15 protein-coding genes are annotated in these 20842 nt (G+C 60.5%); 9 read left to right on the plus strand and 6 right to left on the minus strand.

Annotated elements, in window-relative coordinates; all coding sequences use genetic code 11:
- Positions 1-104 precede the first annotated feature (104 nt).
- Complete coding sequence (locus HX875_RS18365) at positions 105-1025, minus strand: LysR family transcriptional regulator (protein WP_256348130.1); 921 nt, start codon at positions 1023-1025, stop codon at positions 105-107.
- Positions 1026-1283: 258 nt separating this feature from the next.
- On the opposite strand from HX875_RS18365, the gene HX875_RS18370 reads away from it, so the two are divergent.
- Genes HX875_RS18370 through HX875_RS18380 form a run of 3 tightly spaced genes read left to right on the plus strand, consistent with a single transcriptional unit; the run spans position 1284 to position 4985 of the window.
- The gene (locus tag HX875_RS18370; RefSeq protein ID WP_177044297.1) at positions 1284-2096 is read left to right on the plus strand and encodes a shikimate dehydrogenase family protein; all 813 of its coding nucleotides are present in this window, start codon (positions 1284-1286) and stop codon (positions 2094-2096) included.
- Between the two features lie 33 nt (positions 2097-2129).
- A complete protein-coding gene (locus HX875_RS18375) occupies positions 2130-3377 on the plus strand; it encodes a DegT/DnrJ/EryC1/StrS family aminotransferase (protein WP_177044298.1) in 1248 nt (415 codons plus the stop codon).
- A gap of 24 nt (positions 3378-3401) precedes the next feature.
- Positions 3402-4985: an aldehyde dehydrogenase (NADP(+)) gene (locus tag HX875_RS18380; RefSeq protein WP_177044355.1), complete on the plus strand. Its 1584-nt coding sequence runs from the start codon at positions 3402-3404 to the stop codon at positions 4983-4985.
- An 83-nt stretch (positions 4986-5068) separates the two neighbouring features.
- On the opposite strand, the gene HX875_RS18385 is transcribed toward HX875_RS18380, so the two are convergent.
- Positions 5069-5428, minus strand: coding sequence for a winged helix-turn-helix transcriptional regulator (locus tag HX875_RS18385; RefSeq protein ID WP_177044299.1), 360 nt, complete (start codon positions 5426-5428; stop codon positions 5069-5071).
- A gap of 99 nt (positions 5429-5527) precedes the next feature.
- Between HX875_RS18385 and HX875_RS18390 the strand changes: the two genes are divergently transcribed.
- Entirely contained in the window at positions 5528-6277 is a 750-nt protein-coding gene (locus HX875_RS18390) for an SDR family oxidoreductase (protein ID WP_177044300.1), read from the plus strand.
- Between the two features lie 126 nt (positions 6278-6403).
- Here HX875_RS18390 and HX875_RS18395 read toward each other — a convergent pair whose 3' ends face one another.
- From HX875_RS18395 to HX875_RS18410, 4 genes are all read right to left on the minus strand, one after another.
- Positions 6404-6991 carry a dTMP kinase gene (locus HX875_RS18395; protein WP_177044357.1) on the minus strand — a complete coding sequence of 196 codons (588 nt, stop codon included), beginning with the start codon at positions 6989-6991 and terminating at the stop codon, positions 6404-6406.
- A 32-nt stretch (positions 6992-7023) separates the two neighbouring features.
- Entirely contained in the window at positions 7024-8970 is a 1947-nt protein-coding gene (locus HX875_RS18400) for a hybrid sensor histidine kinase/response regulator (RefSeq protein ID WP_177044301.1), read from the minus strand.
- Positions 8971-9068: 98 nt separating this feature from the next.
- Entirely contained in the window at positions 9069-10400 is a 1332-nt protein-coding gene (locus HX875_RS18405) for an LLM class flavin-dependent oxidoreductase (RefSeq protein ID WP_177044302.1), read from the minus strand.
- A 23-nt stretch (positions 10401-10423) separates the two neighbouring features.
- A complete protein-coding gene (locus HX875_RS18410; protein WP_177044303.1) occupies positions 10424-11377 on the minus strand; it encodes an ABC transporter substrate-binding protein in 954 nt (317 codons plus the stop codon).
- Between the two features lie 407 nt (positions 11378-11784).
- On the opposite strand from HX875_RS18410, the gene HX875_RS18415 reads away from it, so the two are divergent.
- From HX875_RS18415 to HX875_RS18435, 5 genes are all read left to right on the plus strand, one after another.
- On the plus strand, positions 11785-13320 hold the full coding sequence (locus tag HX875_RS18415; RefSeq protein ID WP_256348131.1) for an efflux transporter outer membrane subunit: 1536 nt from the start codon (positions 11785-11787) through the stop codon (positions 13318-13320).
- 29 nt (positions 13321-13349) lie between these two features.
- A complete protein-coding gene (locus HX875_RS18420) occupies positions 13350-14537 on the plus strand; it encodes an efflux RND transporter periplasmic adaptor subunit (RefSeq protein WP_256348132.1) in 1188 nt (395 codons plus the stop codon).
- Positions 14538-14546: 9 nt separating this feature from the next.
- Positions 14547-17624 (plus strand): efflux RND transporter permease subunit, encoded by a 3078-nt coding sequence (locus HX875_RS18425; RefSeq protein ID WP_177044304.1) that lies wholly within the window; start codon positions 14547-14549, stop codon positions 17622-17624.
- Positions 17625-17893: 269 nt separating this feature from the next.
- Positions 17894-19279 carry an MFS transporter gene (locus HX875_RS18430; protein ID WP_177044305.1) on the plus strand — a complete coding sequence of 462 codons (1386 nt, stop codon included), beginning with the start codon at positions 17894-17896 and terminating at the stop codon, positions 19277-19279.
- Between the two features lie 117 nt (positions 19280-19396).
- Positions 19397-20731 (plus strand): OprD family outer membrane porin, encoded by a 1335-nt coding sequence (locus tag HX875_RS18435; protein ID WP_177044306.1) that lies wholly within the window; start codon positions 19397-19399, stop codon positions 20729-20731.
- The last annotated feature ends 111 nt before the right edge of the window (positions 20732-20842 follow it).

Raw genomic sequence — 20842 nt, forward strand, 5'->3', positions numbered from 1 at the left:
TGCAGCGGTATGGCGCGATGCTAACGCCGGCCTGATCGGGCGGGTAATGAAAATCCAGCGCCTTGGGATAACCACGCGTTATCTGTATTGCAACAGTGCACGGGCTACTGCGTCAGCTCTTCGATCAGCAAGTGCGTCAGTTGCGAGAGTTCTACCTGCGTGCGCGTGACGATGGCAAACGGCTCGCTCTTGGGTGTGATGGTGCAGGGCAGGCATGTCAACATGGCTCGCATTAACGGCAGCTCTGCCACATCAGTGGGCAACACCGCGACCAGGTTGGGGTCGCTGATCAGCAACAGCAGGGTGGCGAAGGTGGACGAGGTTTCGATGGGGTGGGCGGGAAAGTTCACGCCTGATTCATGGAACTCGCGCTCCAGCGTCTGGCGCAACGGCATGTTCGCCGAGAAGATCACCCAGCCTGAATCCGCCAATTCTTCGAGGGTCAACGTGTCGCGCCCTACCAGCGGGTGATCGGGGTTGGCCATGACCACCAGCGCCTCCGGTTTCATACTGATGCTGTCATACGCTGTGGGGCGAGGGCTCACGCTGGGATAACACAGCGCCATGTCCAGGCGCCCCTGGTCCAGCAGGCTCAGCAGTTTGACGCTGGTGTCTTCGACGATTTCGATGGTTGCCTGCGGTTGCCGCTTGCGCAGGCGCAACACCCCCTCTGTGAGCAGCGGTACGCCGCCCATGATCGTACCGACGGTGAGGCGTCCGCCGTGGCCCTGGAAGATGCCGTGCATCTCCTGGCGCAAGTGAGACAGGTCCGTCAGGATCAGCCGTGCGTAGCGAATCGCGCAACGGCCCATGGCATTGGCGTTCAGGCCCTTGCTGGTGCGCTCGAAGAGCGTCGCACCGAGGGTTTCTTCGACGTCGTGCAGGGCCTTGGTGGCGCCAGGCTGGGTGATACCGATGATCTCGGCGGCCCGGTGAATCGAGCCGTGATCGTCAAGTGCGACCAGCAGGCGTAACTGCTTGAGACGAAGGCGCGAGGAGAGGGTTTCCAGGGTTGGCATCGTCATCAGGGAGGCTCTTTTTTTTAGAGGAGGTGCGCGGCATTAGGCATCAGCAGCCGTGAAAACTCCAGTGACCTGCCAGCGCAGGCCAGAGTGCTTTTACTGGTGGTGATAGCCAGTGGTTATCGGCAGGGGGTGCACTTGTCATTACTCGCGCAGCGTGAAGTGCAGTACTTTTCATGCAGCGGGTTTTGCGGTGTATGTCATTGCGTCGTAGGGACCGCAAAACGATTCGGGTTGTTTTATAGAACAGGAGTCACGTAGATGCCTGACAGGCCAGAAAACACGCCAGAAGTGACGGGTAGAACCCGGGTACTGGGCATCCTTGCTCACCCCACCGATCATGTAAAGGCACCACCCAAGATCAACCGGATTGCCCGTGAACGGGGCAGTGACGCGATCATGGTGCCGATGAATGTTGCGCCGGAAAACTTTGAAGGCTTCGTCAACAGTCTGCGAACCGTTCTGAGCTTCGACGGTGCCATCGTCACGGTGCCGTTCAAGCAAGCCATCTTGCCGCTGTGCGATGAACTCAGTGAGCAGGCCGCCGCCGTGGGGGCTGCCAATGTCATCCGGCGCTTGGCCGATGGCCGCCTGGTGGGTGATCAACTGGATGGCGTCGGTTTCCTGCGTGGACTTGAGCATGCCGGCATCCAAGTGGCAGGCCGGTCGGTGTACCTCGTGGGGGCCGGCGGTGCGGCGAACGCGGTGGCTTTCGCGCTGGCCCAGGCCGGCATCGGTCGTCTGACGCTGGCCAACCGCAGCCAACACAAGAGCGATGAACTCAGGGAACGCCTGCTGCGCCACTACCCGACCCTGGCGGTTTCGCTCGGCACCCAAGACCCCAGCGGCCACCAACTGATCATCAATGGGACCTCGCTGGGTATGCAGGCCACGGACCCGCTGCCGCTGGATGTGACCCGGCTGACGCCACAGATGACGGTGGCGGAAGTGGTCCAGGAACCTGAACGCACGGCATTGCTGGTGGCCGCTGAAAACGTCGGCTGCCGGGTCCATCTGGGGCGCCATATGCTGGAGCACCAGGTGCAGTTGATGGCGGATTTCCTTGGCCTGTAACCGGCCGCACTCACTTCGCAAAAAGGATTGATCATGAACGAATTAGCCATCCATGGGGGGCCCCGCGCTATAGAAGGGACCCTGCCCAGTTTCCGGGATGCATCCGGGCGCACCTTCGGGATAGAGGAAGAAAAGGCGCTGCTGGAAGTGATTCGCTCCGGCAGCCTGTCCTTTCTGGTGGGCCCCAAGACCCGACAGTTCGAGCAGCGCTTTGCCGAGCTGTATGACGTATCAACGGCCGTCGCCGTCGCAAACGGCACGGCAGCCTTGCATACCGCGGTGATCTTCCTGAACCCGGAGCCGGGTGACGAGATCATCCTGTCGCCGGTCACGGACATTGGCACCGTGATTCCGGTGCTCGCGCAGTTGGCGGTGCCGGTCTTCGCGGATGTCGATCCACTGACGCAGAACCTCGACCCGGCCTCCATCGAGAAGAACATCACTGCACGCACACGCGCGATCATCGTGACCCATGTATTTGGTCATCCGGCGGACATGGACGCGATCATGGCGATCGCCCGCAAGCACAACCTGTTTGTCATCGAAGATTGTGCCCAGGCACACCTGGCCTACTACAAGGGCCAGTTGTGCGGCACCTTTGGCGATGTCGGCTGTTTCAGCTTCCAGCAATCCAAGCACATGACCACCGGCGACGGCGGCATGGTCATCAGCAATCGCAGCGAATACAACGGTCGTGGCCTGCGTGCGTGCAGCGACAAGGGCTGGCCACGGGAGCGCGGTGGACGTGATCATCTTTTCCTGGCACCCAACTACCACATGACCGAGTTGCAGGCGGCCGTCGGTTTGGCGCAGGTCGAGAAACTGCAGCAGTTTGTCGATGCACGTGTGGCGTCGGCCGACCGCCTGACCGAATTGCTGGACGGGCTGGCTATCCAGCCGGTACTGCCTTTGCCCGACACCCTTGGGGTGTACTTCTTTTATTCGTTCCGTGTGGACACGACGCAACTGACAGTTTCAATGGCGGACGTCATGAAAGCGCTGGTGGCCGAAGGGATCGATGGCTTTATCGGTTATCCGGGCGAAGTGCCGCTGTACAGCTACCCGGTGATCCGCGAGCGCAAGACGTTCGGCACCTCGGGATTGCCGTTTACCTTGCCGGGTGTCGACCCGCAGGACTTTTCCGGCAGCGTTTGCCCGGTGGCGGAAAAGGCGTGCAAAGAAACGGTGTGCATGTGGTGGACCGACCGTTTCGAGGAGAAACACCTGCAAGGCATCGCTCAGGCGATTCGCAAAGTATTGACCGCCTATGGCCGAGGCTGACACTCAATGGAAGAGGTTATGAAAATGCCGGCTGTACTCGGACAGCAGTTCATCGCGGGCGCCCGTAGTGGTCTCGGCGAGGCCCGTCACCAGAGCATTGATGCCACCACCGGGGAAGCGCTGCCTTACGTGTTCCACCAGGCTACGGTTGAAGAAGTCGGGCAGGCCGCTCTTGCCGCAAAAAGTGCCTTTGGTCCGTATCGCCAACTGAGCCCCGTGCGGCGCGCGGGGTTCCTTGAGGCGATCGCCGAGGAACTGGAGGCACTGGATCAGGACTTCATCGCGGTCGTCTGCAGTGAAACCGCGCTGCCTTCCGCGCGCATCCTGGGCGAGCGCCTGCGTACGAGCAACCAGATGCGCTTGTTCGCCCAGGTGCTGCGCCGGGGTGACAGCCTCGGGGCGCGAATTGATCTGGCACTACCGGATCGCCAACCGCTGCCACGGGTCGACCTGCGTCAATACCGGATTGGCGTCGGTCCGGTGGCGGTCTTTGGTGCTAGCAATTTCCCCCTGGCCTTTTCCACGGCGGGTGGCGACACCGCCTCGGCGTTGGCGGCCGGTTGTCCGGTGGTAGTCAAGGCCCACAGTGGCCATATGGCTACGGCTGATCTGGTGGGCGGCGCTATCGAACGCGCCGCCAAACGCACCGGCATGCCGCCGGGGGTGTTTAACATGATCTTCGGCGAAGGTGTCGGCGCAGATCTTGTCAGGCATCCGGCGATTCAGGCGGTAGGTTTTACCGGATCGCTGCGCGGCGGCGATGCCCTGTGCAAGATCGCAGCGGAACGTACGCAGCCGATCCCGGTGTTCGCCGAGATGTCGAGCATCAACCCCGTTATCCTGTTGCCGGATGCGCTGGCGGCCCGTGGCGCGACCATCGCAGGCGAGCTGGCTGGCTCGGTGGTGCTGGGGGCAGGGCAGTTCTGTACCAACCCGGGTTTGGTAATCGGTATCCGCGGCCCGGCATTCACTGCGTTTACCGAACAGTTCAAGGCGCATTTTTCGGCACAGGCGCCGCAAACCTTGCTGAATGCCGGTGGCCTGCGCAGTTATCAGAAAGGTGTCGACGCCTTGAAAGCGTGCCCGGGTGTCGCACACCTGGCGGGGCAATCCCAGGAAGGCAATCAAGCGCGAGCGCAGCTGTTCAAGGCCGACCTCGCGTTGCTGCTTGAGGGGCATCCCTTGCTACAAGAAGAAGTCTTCGGCCCAACCAGCGTACTGATTGAGGTGGAGGACGATGCGCAACTTGAACAAGCGTTGCGAGCGCTGCGCGGCCAACTGACGGTGACCCTCATCGGCGAGCCGGCCGACCTGCATCGGTACCAATGGCTGGTGCCGCTCTTGGAGGAGAAGGTGGGCCGCATCTTGGTCAATGGCTATCCGACTGGCGTAGAAGTGTGCGACGCCATGGTGCATGGCGGCCCGTACCCGGCCACCAGTGATGCCCGAGGTACCTCGGTCGGCAGTTTGGCAATCGATCGGTTCCTGCGTCCGGTCTGCTATCAGAATTACCCGGACAGCCTGTTGCCCGCTGCCTTGCAGAACGCCAACCCGTTGGGCATCAAGCGGTTGGTGAACGGTGAGTGGACCCGCGATCCGATTGATTAAGCAGGCGACTGGGGTTGCAAGTGCGCCATTGAACAATAACTCAACTAAATATCCATTTAGTTGAGTTGGGTATTTGGGTGAGCTTAAGGCTGGGTGAGGGCGCTTGTACGGGCCTCACTGATGCGTTCAACCGTCTGCATGTGCTCGGTGCCCCATTGGCACAACGCCCCCAACGCCTTGGCCAGCGAGTGCCCGAACGGGGTCAGGGAGTATTCGACCTTTGGCGGGATTTCCTTGAAGTCGACACGCGCGATGATTTCATCGCGTTCCAGCTCCTTCAATTGCTGGGTCAGCACCTTGTCGGTCACGCCACCAATCGCGCGCCGCAGCTCGCCGTATCGATGAACGTCCTGCGCCAGATGGTAAAGGACCAGTGGTTTCCATTTCCCGCCAATCACTGCCAGGGCAGCATCGAGTCCGCAATTGAAGGTGTTGTTCGCCATGACGTCACTCACTGAATTGGGTACTTACCAAAAGGTGCATACTATTCAAATAGAATGCGCAGATCTACAGTTGGGCCTCAACTTTTTTGGGAAACCAACATGAGCAGGCTCAACGGAAAAATTGCACTGATCACTGGCGGCAACAGCGGTATCGGCTTGGCCACTGCCATACGTTTTGCTGCAGAAGGCGCGCAAGTCGTTATCGTGGGGCGTCGGCAAGAGGAACTGGATAAAGCGCTGCAGATCATTGGCGCTGGAACCGTAGCCATTCAGGGTGACATTTCAAACCTGGATGACCTTGACCGAATCTACGCGCAAGTCAAAGCGGATAAAGGTCGTATCGACATCTTGTTCGCCAACGCAGGGCTGGGAGATTTCGAGCCGATCGGATCGATCACCGAAGCGTCGTTTGACCGCACCTTTGGCATCAACGTCAAAGGCACGTTATTCACCGTACAAAAAGCGTTGCCACTGATGCACGCAGGCGGCTCGGTTATCCTGACGGGCTCGACGACGGGCACCATGGGCACACCGGCATTCAGCGTGTACAGCGCCACAAAGGCGGCGCTGCGTAATTTCGCCAGGAGCTGGGCGCTGGATCTCAAAGGCACGGGGATACGCATCAACGTGCTGTCGCCCGGGCCGATCTCGACACCAGGGCTGGACCTGGCGCTTTCGGCGACAGGTCAGAAGGATGCAATCATCGATGACATGACTGGGCAGCTTCCTCTGGGCCGTATCGGCAAGGCCGAAGAAGTTGCTGCAGCCGCGTTGTTCCTGGCATCGGACGAGAGCAGCTTTATGACGGGTAGCGAAATGTTCGTCGATGGTGGGTTTGCTCAGGTTTGATCACCAAAGGGGTTTTGCCAGTTGAAATCTGACTGGCACTGCCCCTGATAGCGAATCATATGATTACGCATAATGTATATTATGTTAAATCACGTACCAGGCTATGGCAGCCCAGTGACCCATCTGTCATCCCAGGACTTTATAAATCTCGGAAACCACCTGCAACGTCGCCCCCTCAATCGTTCCTTCATTCCGGCATAAGACCCAACCGTGATCTGCAACCGCTCGTTCGAACGCCTGGGTACTGGCGACATGTTCGTCCAGCTTATGCATCACCGTGCTACTCAGCCCACGCCGGCGCGCAGCAGCCCTTGCCCATGAAACTTCAGGCGCGGTGACAACCCCGACATGCAGGTCCGGCACTTGCACGTTTCGGTCAATGTTCAGCCGCAGGATCTCTTCCATCGGGACGGTGCGGCGAAACGCGGCATCAGACGGATACCAGCGATCAATCAAGACGATACTGCCCGGCGGCTGTTCAGCCAGCACATGCCGGGAAATCCACGCACGGCTATCCGCAAAGCGCTCACACACTTCCCACTCCAAATCCCGACTCGGACTTCTGGCAAGCTGGTTAACGAGGGCCATTGTTTCACTTCTGTAGGGATCGCTTTTTCTCTCGCAAAGCCGGATCACCTTTTTATTGCCCGCCCTCAGTACTTTCGTAACGGCTTCCAACAGTGTGGTTTTACCGGTGCCCTTGGGCCCATCCATAGATACAAACAGCGGACGATCAACCGCCTGGCTCAACACGGCTTTTCAATCCGGGTGCGCAGGGTTTCGGCGATTACCTTCGCCAATGCAGCTTGGTCAAATGGTTTGGGAAGTCGCGTCAATGTGGTTTTGATATCCAGGGTAATCTCGGAAAATCCTGACGAAAGGATGATAGGAAGTGTGGGAAACAGCGATTCGATATTGCCGGCGAGTTCAATCCCGGTCATGTCCGGCATTGCCATGTCGGTGACCACCAGGTCAAAACGCTTGCCTTGGGCCAGGAAAGACAGCGCCGCCTGGCCGTCTGCCGCCAACACGACATGATGGCCGAGGTCTTCAAGCATCGCCCCGGTGCTGATGAGCACCAGTGGGTCATCGTCTACCAGCAGAATGTCGAGGCTTCGCTGATGGGCGACGTCTGGCGTGTTTGCTGTTGATGCCTGCGCTGGCGACTGCGTGGTCTCCATCACCGCCACCGGTAACCAAAGCTCTGCGGTTGTGCCCTCTCCCTCCGTGCTTTTCAACACAAAGTGGCCCTGTGATTGTGCCGCCAGGCCGTGCACCATCGAAAGGCCAAGCCCGGTGCCTTTTCCCGCGCCTTTGGTGGTGAAAAACGGCTCCATGGCCCTTTGCAGGGTCGCGTCATTCATCCCGGGGCCGGTGTCGACGACAGAGATGCAAATCAACCTTTCGGATTCATTCGGCCTGCCGGGAAACGAATCTTCCCTCGCCGAAATCAGAATCCGTCCCCGACCTTCCATTGCGTCCCGGGCGTTGATGACCAGGTTCATCAAGGCCATTTCCAGTTGGCTCATGTCGACCAATACCGGCCGCAAGATCAGCGGGAACTGTGTGTCTACGCTGATGCCAGCCCCTAAAATCCGGGACAGCAGATCAGACATGTTTCTGATCAGGCCACCCACATCCACAGGCTGCGGATCCAGTTCCTGGCGACGGGCAAAGGCCAGCATTCGCTGGGTAAGCGTCGCGCCCCGTTCGGCACCAGCGATCGCGTTATTCAACAGGGAATAGATTTTCGAGTCTTGTGGAGCGCGCTTCTTGGCCAGTTCAAGGCTGCCAAGGATCACCATGAGCAGGTTGTTGAAGTCATGGGCGATACCGCCGGTAAGCTGGCCCAGGGATTCCATTTTCTGGGACTGGAACAAAGCCTCCCGGGTTTCCTTGATCTCCTGTTGGGCCTGAACACTCTCGGTCACGTCCCGTGTGATCTTCGCGAAACCCACCAGCTCGCCTAGCTCATTCTTGATCGGGTCGATCACCACATGAGCCACAAATCCCGTGCCGTCCTTGCGCAGACGCCGGCCTTGCCCTTCATAGCGACCTTCGCGCACAACCGTTTCGAGGGCGCGCTGCGGGACGTTGTTGTCGACGTCTTCACGCTGGAAAAACATGGAGTAATGTTTGCCGATGACTTCTGCCGGCTCATAACCCTTGATGCGCTGGGCACCGGCGTTCCAGGTGGTGATCACGCCGTGGGGATCCAGCATATAGAGCGCGTAGTCGGTCACGCCTTGTACCAGCAGGCTGAATTGCTGCTCACTCTGGCGCAGGGCCTGCTCCGCTGCCTTGCGCTCGGTCAGGTCCCGTGTGACTTTTGCGAAGCCGATCAGCGTGCCATCGTCGGCGCGTATCGGGTCGATAATGACCAACGCCCATAGGCGCGTGCCATCTTTCCTGAGGCGCCAGCCTTCGCCCTCGAAGCGGCCTGACTGTTCGGCGCTCTTGAGGGCGCGCCCCGGCAGATCCGAGGCCAGGTCTTGCGGGGTGTAGAACAGCGAAAAATGCTTGCCCAGCACTTCGCTTTGTTCGTACTGCTTGATCTTCTTCGCGCCCGAGTTCCAGCTGCAAATCAACCCGTTCGTATCAAGCATATAGATGGCGTAGTCGACCACTGCGTCGACGAGCAGCCGATAACGGTCGTCCTGATTGAAAGGCCCGCTGGCAGGTTCGGATGGCATCAGGACAGCCTCGGGACAAATGAGTGGTTAGAACCCTCAGTATGTCTAAAAAAATCCCCTGCCAACCGGTTTATTAACCTGAACAGCTTCTTTTTGAATCAGACACTCCTGCCGCGAGCAAATCGTGGAATCTCCAACCCCAGGCTTTCCCGAAGCGTCGTCCCTTCATACGCCGTGCGATACACGCCGTGTTCCTGCAACAATGGGATGACTTCCTGGGTAAACCGCTTGAACTGCTGAGGATGCCCGATATAGATGTTGAAGCCATCCACCGCCCGCGCTTCAAACCAGTCCGCCATCTTTCGGGCGACCGTCGCCGCCGATCCCACAAACGCCCCCGGCCGCAGTTGCCGACCAAACTCCACCGCCTGGCGCAACGTAAAACCTTTCTCCCGTGCCTGATCGGCAATGCGCTTGGCATTGGTAAAAAAGCTGCTGCGCGCGGCCTCCAGACTTTCCTGTGGGAACGGCGCATCCAGGTCGTACTGGCCAAAATCATGCCAGCCGAAATTACGCCCGAACTCCTTCAACGCAAGCTCAAAACTATGGTCGGCCTGATGGTAGTGCTGCTCGATTTCACGGGCCTGTTCGTCAGTATCCCCCACATAAATTTCGGCGCCAGGCATTACCAGCAATTGCCCGGGATCGCGGCCATGTCGCTCCGCCCTGCCCTTTATGTCCCGGTAAAACGCCTGGCCCTGCTCGATGCTGGCGGCGTGGGTGAAGATGACATCGGCGGTGGCGGCGCCCAGGTCGCGGCCTTGCTCTGAATCACCGGCCTGGAAGATCACCGGTTGGCCTTGGGGTGAGCGTTGGATGTTCAGCGGGCCGACCACGGAAAAATGCTCGCCCTTGTGGTTCAGGCTATGCAATTTGCTCGGGTCGAGGAACTGGCCCGTAGTCCTGTCGCGCACAAATGCGTCTTCCTCATAGGAGTTCCACAGGCCCTGCACCACTTGGACGTGTTCGGCGGCCCGGCCATAGCGGGTGTCGTAGTCGTAGTGTTCGTCGCGGCTGTAGTTGCCGGCGGTGCCGGCGTCTCCGCTGGTCACCACGTTCCAGCCTGCGCGGCCTTTGCTGATCAGGTCGAGCGAAGCCAGGCGCCGTGCGACGTTATATGGCGAGTTGTAGGAGGTCGTCAGCGTGCCAACCAGGCCCAGATGCCGGGTGCTTACGGCCAGTGCCGAGAGCAGCGTGAGCGGTTCAAGGCGATTGAGGTAATGGGATGGCGAACCCGGTGTGATGAACTGGCTGTCGACGATAAACATCAAGTCGAACAGTGCCGCCTCGGCCTGGCGTGCGATGTCGATGTACCAGTCGACGTTGACGCTGGCATCGGCTGGCAGTTCGTGATCAAGCCATAGATTGTGGCGACCGGGCCCGCCACAGCCCATGGTCAAGGCGCCAAGTTTGAGCTGTCGTTTGGTCATGTCTAACGTATTCCTTGAGGCGTTCAGGGCTGGGTTTTGGCGACGGCGGGCTGCAAGGCTGCGGCGAAGGAGTCGTCGAACAGCTTGGCTGCCGGGTAAGACTTGACCAGTCCCTGGCTTGCGAAAAAGTCCACGGTCTTTTGCGCTTCCACAGGCGATTGGGCGGTCACCGGCTCCACCGTGGTGCGTGCCCGGGCGAACCAGGCGCGGGCTATATCGGCGTCTGCCCGGGTGCGTTTGGCCCAGGCATCCGCGTAGGCGTCGGCGTTGGCCGGGCTTTGGCGTGTCCAGTCACGGGCTTTTTTCAGGCGTTGAAGAAAATCGCTGATTTGCGCACGCTTGGTGTCGACGGCCTTGGTGCTGGCGGCAACAAAGCTCTGGGCCGGGATCAATCCGTCAGCCGTCGCCAGAACCCGCGCGCCCTGGCGTTCCTGTTGGGTGACGTAGGGTTCCCAGGTGGCGATGACGTCAACTGAACCGCCCTCCAACGCATGGGAAGCATCCAGCGCGCTGAGGTAGCGCAGTTCCAGTGAGTCCTTTGGCACGCCGGCTTTATCCAGTGCAGTCAGCAGCAACTGCTGGCTCCAGGAGCCTTTCCAGATGGCGGCGCGCTTGCCTTTCAGGTCGGCAAGGCTGTGGATCGACGAATCCTTTTTCACCAGGATGGCCACGCCGTCGAGATTTTGCCGGCTGATGGCGATTACCTTGATCGGCGCGCCCAGTGCACCGAGGAACAGCACGGGCGCATCGCCGAGCAGGCCGATGTCCAGGCTGTTGGTGTTGAGCGCCTCGGCGACGGGTGATCCCGCAGTGAATTGCTTCCATTCAAGGGTATAGGGCAAATCATCCAGCACCCCCGCCGCTTCCATCACGGCCTGGGCGTTGTAACTTTGGTCACCCACCACCAGCGTTTGCGCGTTCGCAGTGAGGCACAGCAAGGCGGCCAACCCGGCCGCCAGTTTTGTCAGATAACGCACGTTCGCTCCAGATGCCTGCTCAGGCATTTCAAGTCGATCCGCGCGCGCGGTCTCGGCAGTATTCGTAGGGAGGCCTACCATGAGGGGCAAAAGGTCGCCTGTAAAATACCTATAACGCATAACGTAATTCGATATTAATGCGCTAAATGCATTTTCATTGAAGATCCGCGTGCGCTGACATTGCGTACCCGGCCGCACCACCTACACTGATCTGAATTCGGCTAATCTCGAGCCATTGTCCAGCGCCCCGGCCCGATGCACCCGCATTTATTGCTCACTATAGAAAACAGTTAACCAACTGATTAATCAGAGTAAATATGAAAGAGCAGCCTCGGCAGCTTGCATCGGGACCGCAACAAGTGGCGCTGACTCGCGCCCTTTTTCGACAACCACACCTCCTGGCTCCCTTGAGCCTGTTGTGCATCGCCCTCGCCGGCTGCACCGTCGGGCCGGATTTCGCGCGGCCCGAAGTGCCGGCGAATGCCGATTATTCACGGGAAAAACTCACGGCTACCGCCAAGGCCGATATCGACGCCGGCGGCGCAGCGCAGCGGCTGATCGCCGGGATGGATATTCCCGGGCAATGGTGGACGCTGTTCCGCTCGCCGGACCTTAACGCGCTGGTGGAAGAAGCCTTGCGCGCCAACCCGGATGTGACGGCCGCTCAAGCCGCGTTGCGCCAGGCCAACGAGCTGGTCTATGCCGACCAGGCGTCGTTGTTTCCTTCCGTAAGCGGCAATGTGCAAAAAGCCCGGGAGAAAGTATCGGGCGTCACCTCGGGCCTGCCGGAGTCGCCGATTCTCACGGTGAGTTCGGCATCGTTGAGCGTTTCCTATGCCCCGGACGTGTTCGGCGGCACGCGCCGGCAAATCGAATCCACGTCGGCCCAGGCCGAGTACGAACGCTTCCAGCTGGAGGCGACGTACCTCACCCTGACCTCCAATGTGGTCAATACTGCGGTCAGCCTGGCGTCGATACGTGATCAAATCGCCTCAACCGAGGCAATCGTCCGGCTCCAGGGCGACCAGCTCGACGTGCTGCAGGCGCAGCGGCGGCTGGGTGCCATCGGTGACAGCGATGTCCTCACGCAACAGACCGCATTGGCGCAAACCCGTGCCAGCTTGCCGCCCCTGCAGAAGCAATTGGCGCAGACCCGCAACCAGTTGATGGCCTACCTCGGTCGGTTTCCCAACCAGGACCGCGACGAGCGCTTCAACCTGGCCTCCCTGCACTTGCCGGAAGAACTGCCGGTCAGCCTGCCCTCGGCCATCGTCGGCCAGCGGCCCGATGTGCGCTCCGCCCAGGCGCAACTGCACCAGGCCAGCGCCAACATCGGCGTGGCCGTGGCCAATCAGTTGCCGCAGTTCAGCATCACCGGGTCCGTGGGCTCCACGGTGGCCAGCGGGACCAAGCTGTTTTCGGCGGGCAGTGGCGTGTGGAGCCTGGCCGGGTCGATCACCCAACCGATCTTTGATGCCGGTGCCCTCGAACATCGCAAGCGTGCCGCCGTGGCAGCCTACGACGAGTCGGCGGCCCGCTACCGTGGCACCGTGATTGGTGCGTTCCAGGACGTGGCCAACGCCCTGCGGGCGCTGGAGGCCGATGCTGACGCGCTGAACCAGCAAGTGGTAGCCGAGCGTTCCGCGCAAGCCAACCTGGACCTGGTGCAGGCGCAGTTCAAGCTCGGCGCCGTGGCGTACATCAACCTGCTGACGGCCCAGCAAACCTACCAGAACACCGTATTGTCCCGCGTCAAGGCGCAGGCCTCGCGCTACAGCGATACCACTGCGCTCTTCCAGGCACTGGGTGGCGGTTGGTGGAACCGAACAGATGTGGACCCCGCCACCAAGGGCAAACCGGATCGCTTCGGCTTGCCGTCGTGGAACGAGATCATGCCGGCCAAGAACAAGGCAGCGCCTGCCGATTCGGCACGGTTCGACTGAACTGAATCATTGAAACAGTGAGAACACCCATGGCTGACGTCATTACTGCCTCTCCCCTGCCCCCCGAGCCCGGCGCACCGCGCAAGCGTCGACTGTGGCGGCCGATGATCATCATGATCGTGGTGGTGCTGGTGATTGTCGCGATCATCGCCGGGGTGAAGTTCGTGCAGATTTCGGCGTTGATTGCCCAGTCCAAGCAGCCCCTGCCCGCTGCCGTGGTCACGGCCATGAAAGTGCCCTTCAGCGATTGGCAACCCAATGTCACCGCCGTGGGTTCGATGAAGGCTGTCCGCGGGGTGGATGTGACCACCGAGGTGGGCGGCATCGTGCGCACCCTCGGCTTCACGCCCGGGCAGCAAGTGGCGGCCCAGGCGCTGCTGGTGCAACTGAACGCCGACTCGGACATCGCGCAACTGCATTCCCTTGAAGCCACGGCCGACCTGGCGGTGATCGTCCTCAAGCGTGACAAGGCCCAGCTGGCGGTCAACGCCATCTCCCAGGCCCAAGTCGACACCGACACCGCCGACCTGAAAGCCAAGCTCGCCGCCGCCGAACAACAGCGGGCGCTGGTGGCGAAAAAAACCATTCGCGCACCGTTTGCCGGGCGCATCGGGATCACCAGCGTCAACCCCGGGCAATACCTCAACCCCGGCGACAAGATCGCTACGTTGCAGACCTTTGATCCGATCTACATCGACTTCACCGTGCCCCAGACCCAACTGGAAGCCATCGCCATCGGCCAAGGGGTGTCGGTGACGGCCGACGGCCTCTCCAATCAAACCTTCACGGGCAAGGTCAGCACCATCGACACCCAGTTCGACTCGACCACGCGCAACGTCACTGTAGAAGCCACCGTCGACAACCCCAAACAAAGCCTGGTGCCCGGGATGTTTGCCCGCGCCGTGGTCACCTCCGGCGCGACCCAACGCTACCTCACCGTTCCGCAGACGTCGGTCACCTACAACCCTTACGGCACCACGGTGTTCATCGCCACCTCCAGCAAGAACGACAAAGGCGAGGAAGTGCTCACGGCGCAACAGACCTTCATCAAGACCGGGCCAACCCGGGGCGACCAAGTCGCCATTCTGTCGGGCGTGAAGGAAGGCGACCTGCTGATCACCAGCGGCCAGATGAAGCTCAAGAATGGCTCGTCGGTGAAAGTCGATAACAGCGCCGCGCCGCTGAACGACCCGGCGCCGACTCCCCAAGAACACTAAAGGTGTCCCATGAAATTTACCGATACCTTTATTCAGCGACCGGTCTGGGCCATTGTCGTCTCGCTGTTCATCCTGATCCTGGGGCTGCGCTCGATCTTCGAACTGCCGGTGAACCAATGGCCGCGCACCGAAAATACGGTGGTCACGATTACCACCGCTTACTACGGCGCTGACGCGTCGACGGTGGCCGGCTTTATCACCCAGCCCCTTGAGTCAGCTATTGCCCAGGCCCAGGGCATCGACTACCTGTCGTCGACGAGCATCACCGGCGTGTCGACGATTACCGCCACGCTGCGGCTGAACTACGAGGCCAGCAAGGCACTCACCGAGATCAATACCCAGGTCAACTCGGTCAAGAACCAATTGCCGGCCCAGTCCCAGGAGCCGGTGCTGACGGTGGCGGTCGGGCAGACCACAGACGCCATGTACCTGGGCTTCTACAGCGACACCCTGCCCACCAACAACATCACCGATTACCTGGTGCGGGTGGTCAAGCCCAAGCTGGATTCGATCCAGGGTGTGCAAACCGCTGAAATCCTCGGCGGGCGCCAGTTCGCCCTGCGGGCCTGGATGGACCCGAACAAGCTGGCGGCGCACAACGTGACGGCCCAGGACGTGTCCACTGCCCTGGCCAACAACAACTACCTGTCTGCCGTCGGCTCCACCCGCGGGCAAACGGTCACGGTCGACCTGACCGCCGGGACCGACTTGCACACCGTGGATGAATTCAAGCGGTTGGTGGTCAAGCAAAAAGGCGATGCCCTGGTGTACCTGGAGGATGTGGCCACCGTCACCCTCGGCGCCGAGAGCTACGACAGCAGCGTGGCGTTTTCCGGCAAACGTTCGGTGTTCATCGGCATCAAGACCGCGCCCAACGCCAACATCCTGACCGTCGCCGACAGCGTGCGCGAGGCCTTCCCCGAGCTGCAATCCCAATTGCCCACCGGGGTGCGCGGCGAGATCGTGTACGACTCCACGGAGTTCATCAACACCTCGATTTATGAGGTGGTGAAAACCCTGGTGGAGGCGATGATCATCGTGTCGGTGGTGATCTACCTGTTCCTCGGCTCATTCCGTGCGGTGATCGTGCCGCTGGTGGCGATCCCGCTGTCGCTGGTGGGGACGTTCTTCATCATGTACCTGCTGGGGTACTCGATTAACCTCCTGACCCTGCTCGCCCTGGTATTGGCGATCGGCCTGGTGGTGGACGACGCGATTATCGTGGTGGAAAACGTCGACCGGCATATCAAGGAAGAAGGCAAAGGTGTGCTGGAGGCCGCGCTGGTGGCGGCGCGGGAACTGGGTGGCCCGATCGTCGCGATGACCGTGGTGCTGATTGCCGCCTACGTGCCCATTGGCCTGCGCAGCGGGCTGACCGGGGCGCTGTTCAAGGAGTTCTGTTTCTCCCTGGCCGGTGCGGTGACCGTGTCGGCCGTGGTGGCGTTGACGCTGTCGCCGATGATGACTTCGCGACTGTTCAAGTCCGGGCAGGAAGAAGGTCGCTTCGCCCGCAAGCTCGACCAGTACTTTGACTGGTTGCGGGGGCGTTACCACCGCGTACTTTCAGGCGGGCTGAACGTGTGGCCGGTGCTGGTGACGTTTGGCTTCTTGCTGTTTTTGCTGGTGGCCGCCAGTGGCATGACCGCCAAGAGCGAACTGTCGCCCACCGAGGACCAGGGCCTGGTGTTCATGCAGATCAAGGGCCCGCCGACCGCCTCGCCGCAGCAGATGGAGCGCATTGCCGACCAGGCCTTCCAGATCGCCAACAAAGAGCCTGAATACGCGCAGATGTTCCAGCTCACCGGGCTGCCGATCCTCAACCAGGGACTGGGTGGTGTGCTGCTCAAAAACTGGGGCGACCGCTCGCGCTCACAGGCTCAACTGATATTGGACCTCCAGCAAAAATGGAACCAGGTGCCGGGCGCTACCATCGCGGCGTTCCCGCTGCCGTCGCTCCCGGGCGCCCAGGGCTTGCCGGTGCAGTTTGTGATCACCACCACCGACTCGGTGGAAAACCTCAACGAAGTCGCCCAGGCGGTGGTGGCCGAGGCACAGAAACAACAGCTGTTCTATTTCTCCGACATGGACCTGAAACTCGACAAGCCCCAAGCCAGGCTGGTGGTCGACCGGGAAAAAATCGCCGCACTGGGCATGACCCAGGCTGACGTCGGCGCGGCGCTGTCCGCTGCACTGGGTGGCAACTATGTGAACTACTTCTCCACCGCCGGGCGTTCGTACAAAGTGATTCCCCAGGTGCTGCAGGTTGACCGGCTCAACCCCGACCAGATCCTCGATTACTACATTCGCACGCCGTCCGGCAGCATGATCCAGGCGCGCACCGTGGCGCATATCGAGACCTCGACCCAGCCCGAGTCCATCAACCACTTCCAGCAACTCAACTCGGCGACCCTGTCCGGCGTGAGCGGCGTGGCCCAGGGCGAACTGCTGGCGAAACTCAACACGATCCTGACCAACATCGCACCCACCGGCTACACCTCGGACTTCTCTGGCGAGTCGCGCCAGTTCATGCAGGAATCCGGCGGGTTCTTCGGGTTGCTGATGTTCTCGATCCTGATCGTGTACCTGGCCCTGGCCTTCCAGTTCGAGAGCTTCCGCGACCCGGTGGTGATCCTGTTCTCCGTGCCCCCTGCGCTCTTTGGCGCACTGGCCTTTATCACCATGGGGTTTGCGTCCATCAACGTGTACACCCAGGTAGGCCTGGTGACGTTGCTGGGGTTGATCACCAAGCACGGGATTCTGATCGTGCAGTTCGCCAATGAATTGCAGCGCGCGGGCCACAGCAAGCGTGAGGCGATAGAAGAAGCGGCCGGCGTGCGTTTGCGGCCGATCCTGATGACCACGGCGGCGATGGTGCTGGGGGTGGTGCCTTTGGTGTGGGCGTCTGGCGCCGGGGCTGCGGGACGGCATGACATGGGCCTGGTGATCTTCGCCGGGTTGTCGATCGGTACCGTGTTGACGCTGTTTATGGTGCCGGCGATGTATATGTTTATTGGTTCGACGCACCATCAGGAGGTGGAGCGGCCGCTCGATAGTGAACGTGAGGAAATACCAGTCGGCGGCGGCTAGGCCGTTCTGCAACGTAACGCTAAGCGAAACCCGGGGTCTGATTTTCAAGACCCCGTCCCACGCCCTGTTCGGCCCCGCCGACAAATCTGTCATTCGACTGCAATACAACCCTGCCTAAGATCCGGCCATGGATTTTCATGATCGGCCTTTGGGGTTTATCCCCGGGCCGATTTTCAAGGTCAGTTATCTACGCGCGTAGATAGCTGTAGAACGCAGAGCAACCACCTCAATGGTCATGTCCGGGCCTTCCTTGGATCAGGAGTTTTTTGATGTCGACAGTTGCAAGTGCCGCCCACCCCGCTGCCCTAACGGCCAGTGGCGCAGCGGATGAAAGCTTGGTAACCCCGCAAGGACGCCGGGAGTTGTATCGCGCCACCCTCGCCTGTTGGCTGGGCACGGCAATGGAGTACGCGGATTTTGCCCTGTATGGCCTGGCGGCGGGCCTGATCTTCGGCGATGTGTTTTTCCCTAACGTGTCGCCGGCCATGGCGTTGCTTTCCACCTTCGCCACCTGGTCGGTTGGGTTTGTGGCGCGGCCGATCGGTGCGCTGTTCTTCGGGTGGCTGGGTGATCGCAAGGGCCGCAAGGTGGTGATGGTCTCTACCGTCGTGTTGATGGGCGCATCCACCACCTTGATCGGCTTGATCCCCAGCTACGCATCGATCGGTATCTGGGCGCCGGCATGTCTGGTCCTGCTGCGTTTTACCCAGGGTTTTGGTGCGGGCGCCGAACTGGCTGCAGGCACAGTGATGCTGGGCGAGTTTGCACCTGCCAAGCAACGGGGCCTGGTGTCTTCAGTGATTGCCTTGGGCTCCAACAGCGGGACGTTGCTGGCTTCATTGGTCTGGCTTGCCGTGGTGCAAATGGACCAACAGCAATTGCAGGAATGGGGGTGGCGCATTCCGTTTCTGTGCAGCTCGCTGATTGCCCTGGCTGCCCTGTGGCTACGTCGCAACCTGCGGGAAACACCGGTGTTCGAACTTCGAAAGGCCGAACTGCAAGCCCAGCGCAGTAACGCCCTCACCACCGCTGCACAACCTGTTGGGTTCTGGAAAGGCAGCCGGGCATTTCTCACCATGGTCGGTTTGCGCATTGGCGAGAACGGCCCTTCCTACCTGGCCCAGGGGTTTATCGTCGGCTATGTGGTGAAGGTGCTTGCGGTGGACAAGTCCGTCGCGACCCAATCGGTGTTGATCGCGTCGATACTCGGCTTTTTGATTATCCCCCTGGCGGGCTGGTTGTCTGACCGATTTGGCCGGCGCATTACCTACCGTTGGTTCTGCGGGCTGCTGATGCTGTATGCGTTCCCGGCATTCATGCTACTCGACTCTCGCGACCCAGCCATTGTCATGGCCACCATCGTGGTCGGCATGGGCCTCGCCTCCCTCGGCATCTTTGGCGTACAGGCGGCCTGGAGCGTTGAAATATTCGGCGTAAAAAACCGCTACACCAAACTGGCCCTGGCCAAGGAGCTGGGTTCGATCCTCTCGGGTGGTACCGCGCCGCTGGTGGCTGCCGCGCTGCTGACCTGGACCGGTCACTGGTGGGCGATTGCCGGGTACTTTGTCGCTATGGCCGGGATCGGTTTTGTGACCACCTTTGTCGCTCCGGAAACCCGAGGGCGCGACCTTAACGCGCTGGAAGATGCCATCTAGTTTCACCCCCCTGAAAAACCACTGACGCCTCGCAGAAAGGCGCAAACCCGCACGACTGTTCAACCACAAGTCGGGCGAAGCCATGCCTGTAAATCGGCAATCCATAGGAGCATTGACATGAAACGGTCCACCCTCGCACTGGCAGTCACCACCACGATCCTGGCGCAACACGCGCTTGCTGCCGGCTTTATCGACGACAGTACTGCGTCGGTCAACGCACGCACGTTCTACCTTCGCAGTGATAACCCCAACACACCGGGGGTTGACCAGAACGAACTGACCCAGGGCTTCAAGCTCGACTATCTGTCCGGGTTTACCCAAGGTACCGTCGGTTTCGGTCTCGACGTTCAAGCGCTGCAAGCGTTCAACCTTTCCGGTGGCACCCAGCACCCCAATGCCAGCACCTCGAACTCACTCGCACCGGTCAATTCCGACGGCACGCCGGTGGACAACTGGAGCCGTCTTGGGGCCAACGCCAAGCTGCGCGTGTCCAAGACCGAGTTCCACGCCGGCAGCGTGCTGTCGCCTAACCTGCCAATCCTGGTGGCCAACGATGGCCGCCTGCTGCCGCAAACCTTCGACGGCGTGACGGTGACCTCAAAAGACATCGACAACCTGACGATCAATGCCGGCCAACTCAGCCGCTCTACCGGGCGGGCGTCGTCCAACTCCACCGGCTTGGCCATCGCGGGTGGCAGCGAGGCCAGCAATTCATTCACCTATGCCGGCGCCGACTGGAAAATCACCCCCACGACAACCCTGCAGTACTACCGTGCCGACCTGAAGGACTATTACACCCAGGACTTTTTTGGCCTGTTGAACACGACGCCCCTGGGTGAAAACTCACGTTTTAAAACCGACCTGCGCTACTTCAACAGCAAATCCCAGGGTAAAAACGGCACCGCCGGTTACCTCTTCAACAATAACGGGGGTTATGCCAGCGAGCCGGGCAAAGTGGATAACACCACCTGGAGTGCGGCGTTCACCTACTACCTGGGCGGCCACGCCTTCATGCTCGGCCGCCAGCAGGTGTCCGATTCGGGCGGTACCGTGTACCTCAACCAGGGCAACATACTGGGCGGCGCCGGCAACAGCGAAGGCAACGGCGGCGCCAGTGTCTACCTGATCACCGACGTGATGGACAACTCGTTCATCCGCGCTGGCGAAAACACCAACTTTGCCCAGTACTCCTATGACTTCGCAGCCCTGGGCGTGCCGGGTCTGTCGGCATCGGCCCTTTACCTGCACGGCGACAATATCCGTGGGGCTGACGGTGGTTCCCGCTACTCCGAATGGGAACGTGACATGCGCATCGACTACGTCGTGCAGAGCGGCCCGTTGAAAGGGTTTGGCACCTCCCTGCGTGAAGGCAGCTTCCGCAGCGGCATCCCCAATGTTGGCGCGGTCGACCAGGCGCGTGTGATCTTCAGCTACACCTACGCGATCTTCTGATTTCGATTGAGTGAAGGGGCTACCGGTGGCGCCAGGGTCATCAAACTGCAATAAAACAGCCGTGATAATGTCGGATGTCACAAGGTGTTACCCCGTAGCCTTTTTTTTTAG

The organism is Pseudomonas yamanorum, from assembly GCF_013386765.1.
Lineage (GTDB): Bacteria > Pseudomonadota > Gammaproteobacteria > Pseudomonadales > Pseudomonadaceae > Aquipseudomonas > Aquipseudomonas yamanorum_A.

Excerpts from the sequence above, each read along its gene's own strand:
- HX875_RS18375 (WP_177044298.1), top strand. The coding sequence starts at position 2,130 with ATGAACGAATTAGCCATCCATGGGGGGCCCCGCGCTATAGAAGGGACC.
- HX875_RS18370 (WP_177044297.1), top strand. The coding sequence starts at position 1,284 with ATGCCTGACAGGCCAGAAAACACGCCAGAAGTGACGGGTAGAACCCGG.
- HX875_RS18365 (WP_256348130.1), bottom strand. The coding sequence starts at position 1,025 with ATGACGATGCCAACCCTGGAAACCCTCTCCTCGCGCCTTCGTCTCAAG.
- HX875_RS18380 (WP_177044355.1), top strand. The coding sequence starts at position 3,402 with ATGCCGGCTGTACTCGGACAGCAGTTCATCGCGGGCGCCCGTAGTGGT.
- HX875_RS18395 (WP_177044357.1), bottom strand. The coding sequence starts at position 6,991 with ATGGATGGGCCCAAGGGCACCGGTAAAACCACACTGTTGGAAGCCGTT.
- HX875_RS18405 (WP_177044302.1), bottom strand. The coding sequence starts at position 10,400 with ATGACCAAACGACAGCTCAAACTTGGCGCCTTGACCATGGGCTGTGGC.
- HX875_RS18390 (WP_177044300.1), top strand. The coding sequence starts at position 5,528 with ATGAGCAGGCTCAACGGAAAAATTGCACTGATCACTGGCGGCAACAGC.
- HX875_RS18420 (WP_256348132.1), top strand. The coding sequence starts at position 13,350 with ATGGCTGACGTCATTACTGCCTCTCCCCTGCCCCCCGAGCCCGGCGCA.
- HX875_RS18425 (WP_177044304.1), top strand. The coding sequence starts at position 14,547 with ATGAAATTTACCGATACCTTTATTCAGCGACCGGTCTGGGCCATTGTC.
- HX875_RS18435 (WP_177044306.1), top strand. The coding sequence starts at position 19,397 with ATGAAACGGTCCACCCTCGCACTGGCAGTCACCACCACGATCCTGGCG.
- HX875_RS18430 (WP_177044305.1), top strand. The coding sequence starts at position 17,894 with ATGTCGACAGTTGCAAGTGCCGCCCACCCCGCTGCCCTAACGGCCAGT.
- HX875_RS18400 (WP_177044301.1), bottom strand. The coding sequence starts at position 8,970 with ATGCCATCCGAACCTGCCAGCGGGCCTTTCAATCAGGACGACCGTTAT.
- HX875_RS18385 (WP_177044299.1), bottom strand. The coding sequence starts at position 5,428 with ATGGCGAACAACACCTTCAATTGCGGACTCGATGCTGCCCTGGCAGTG.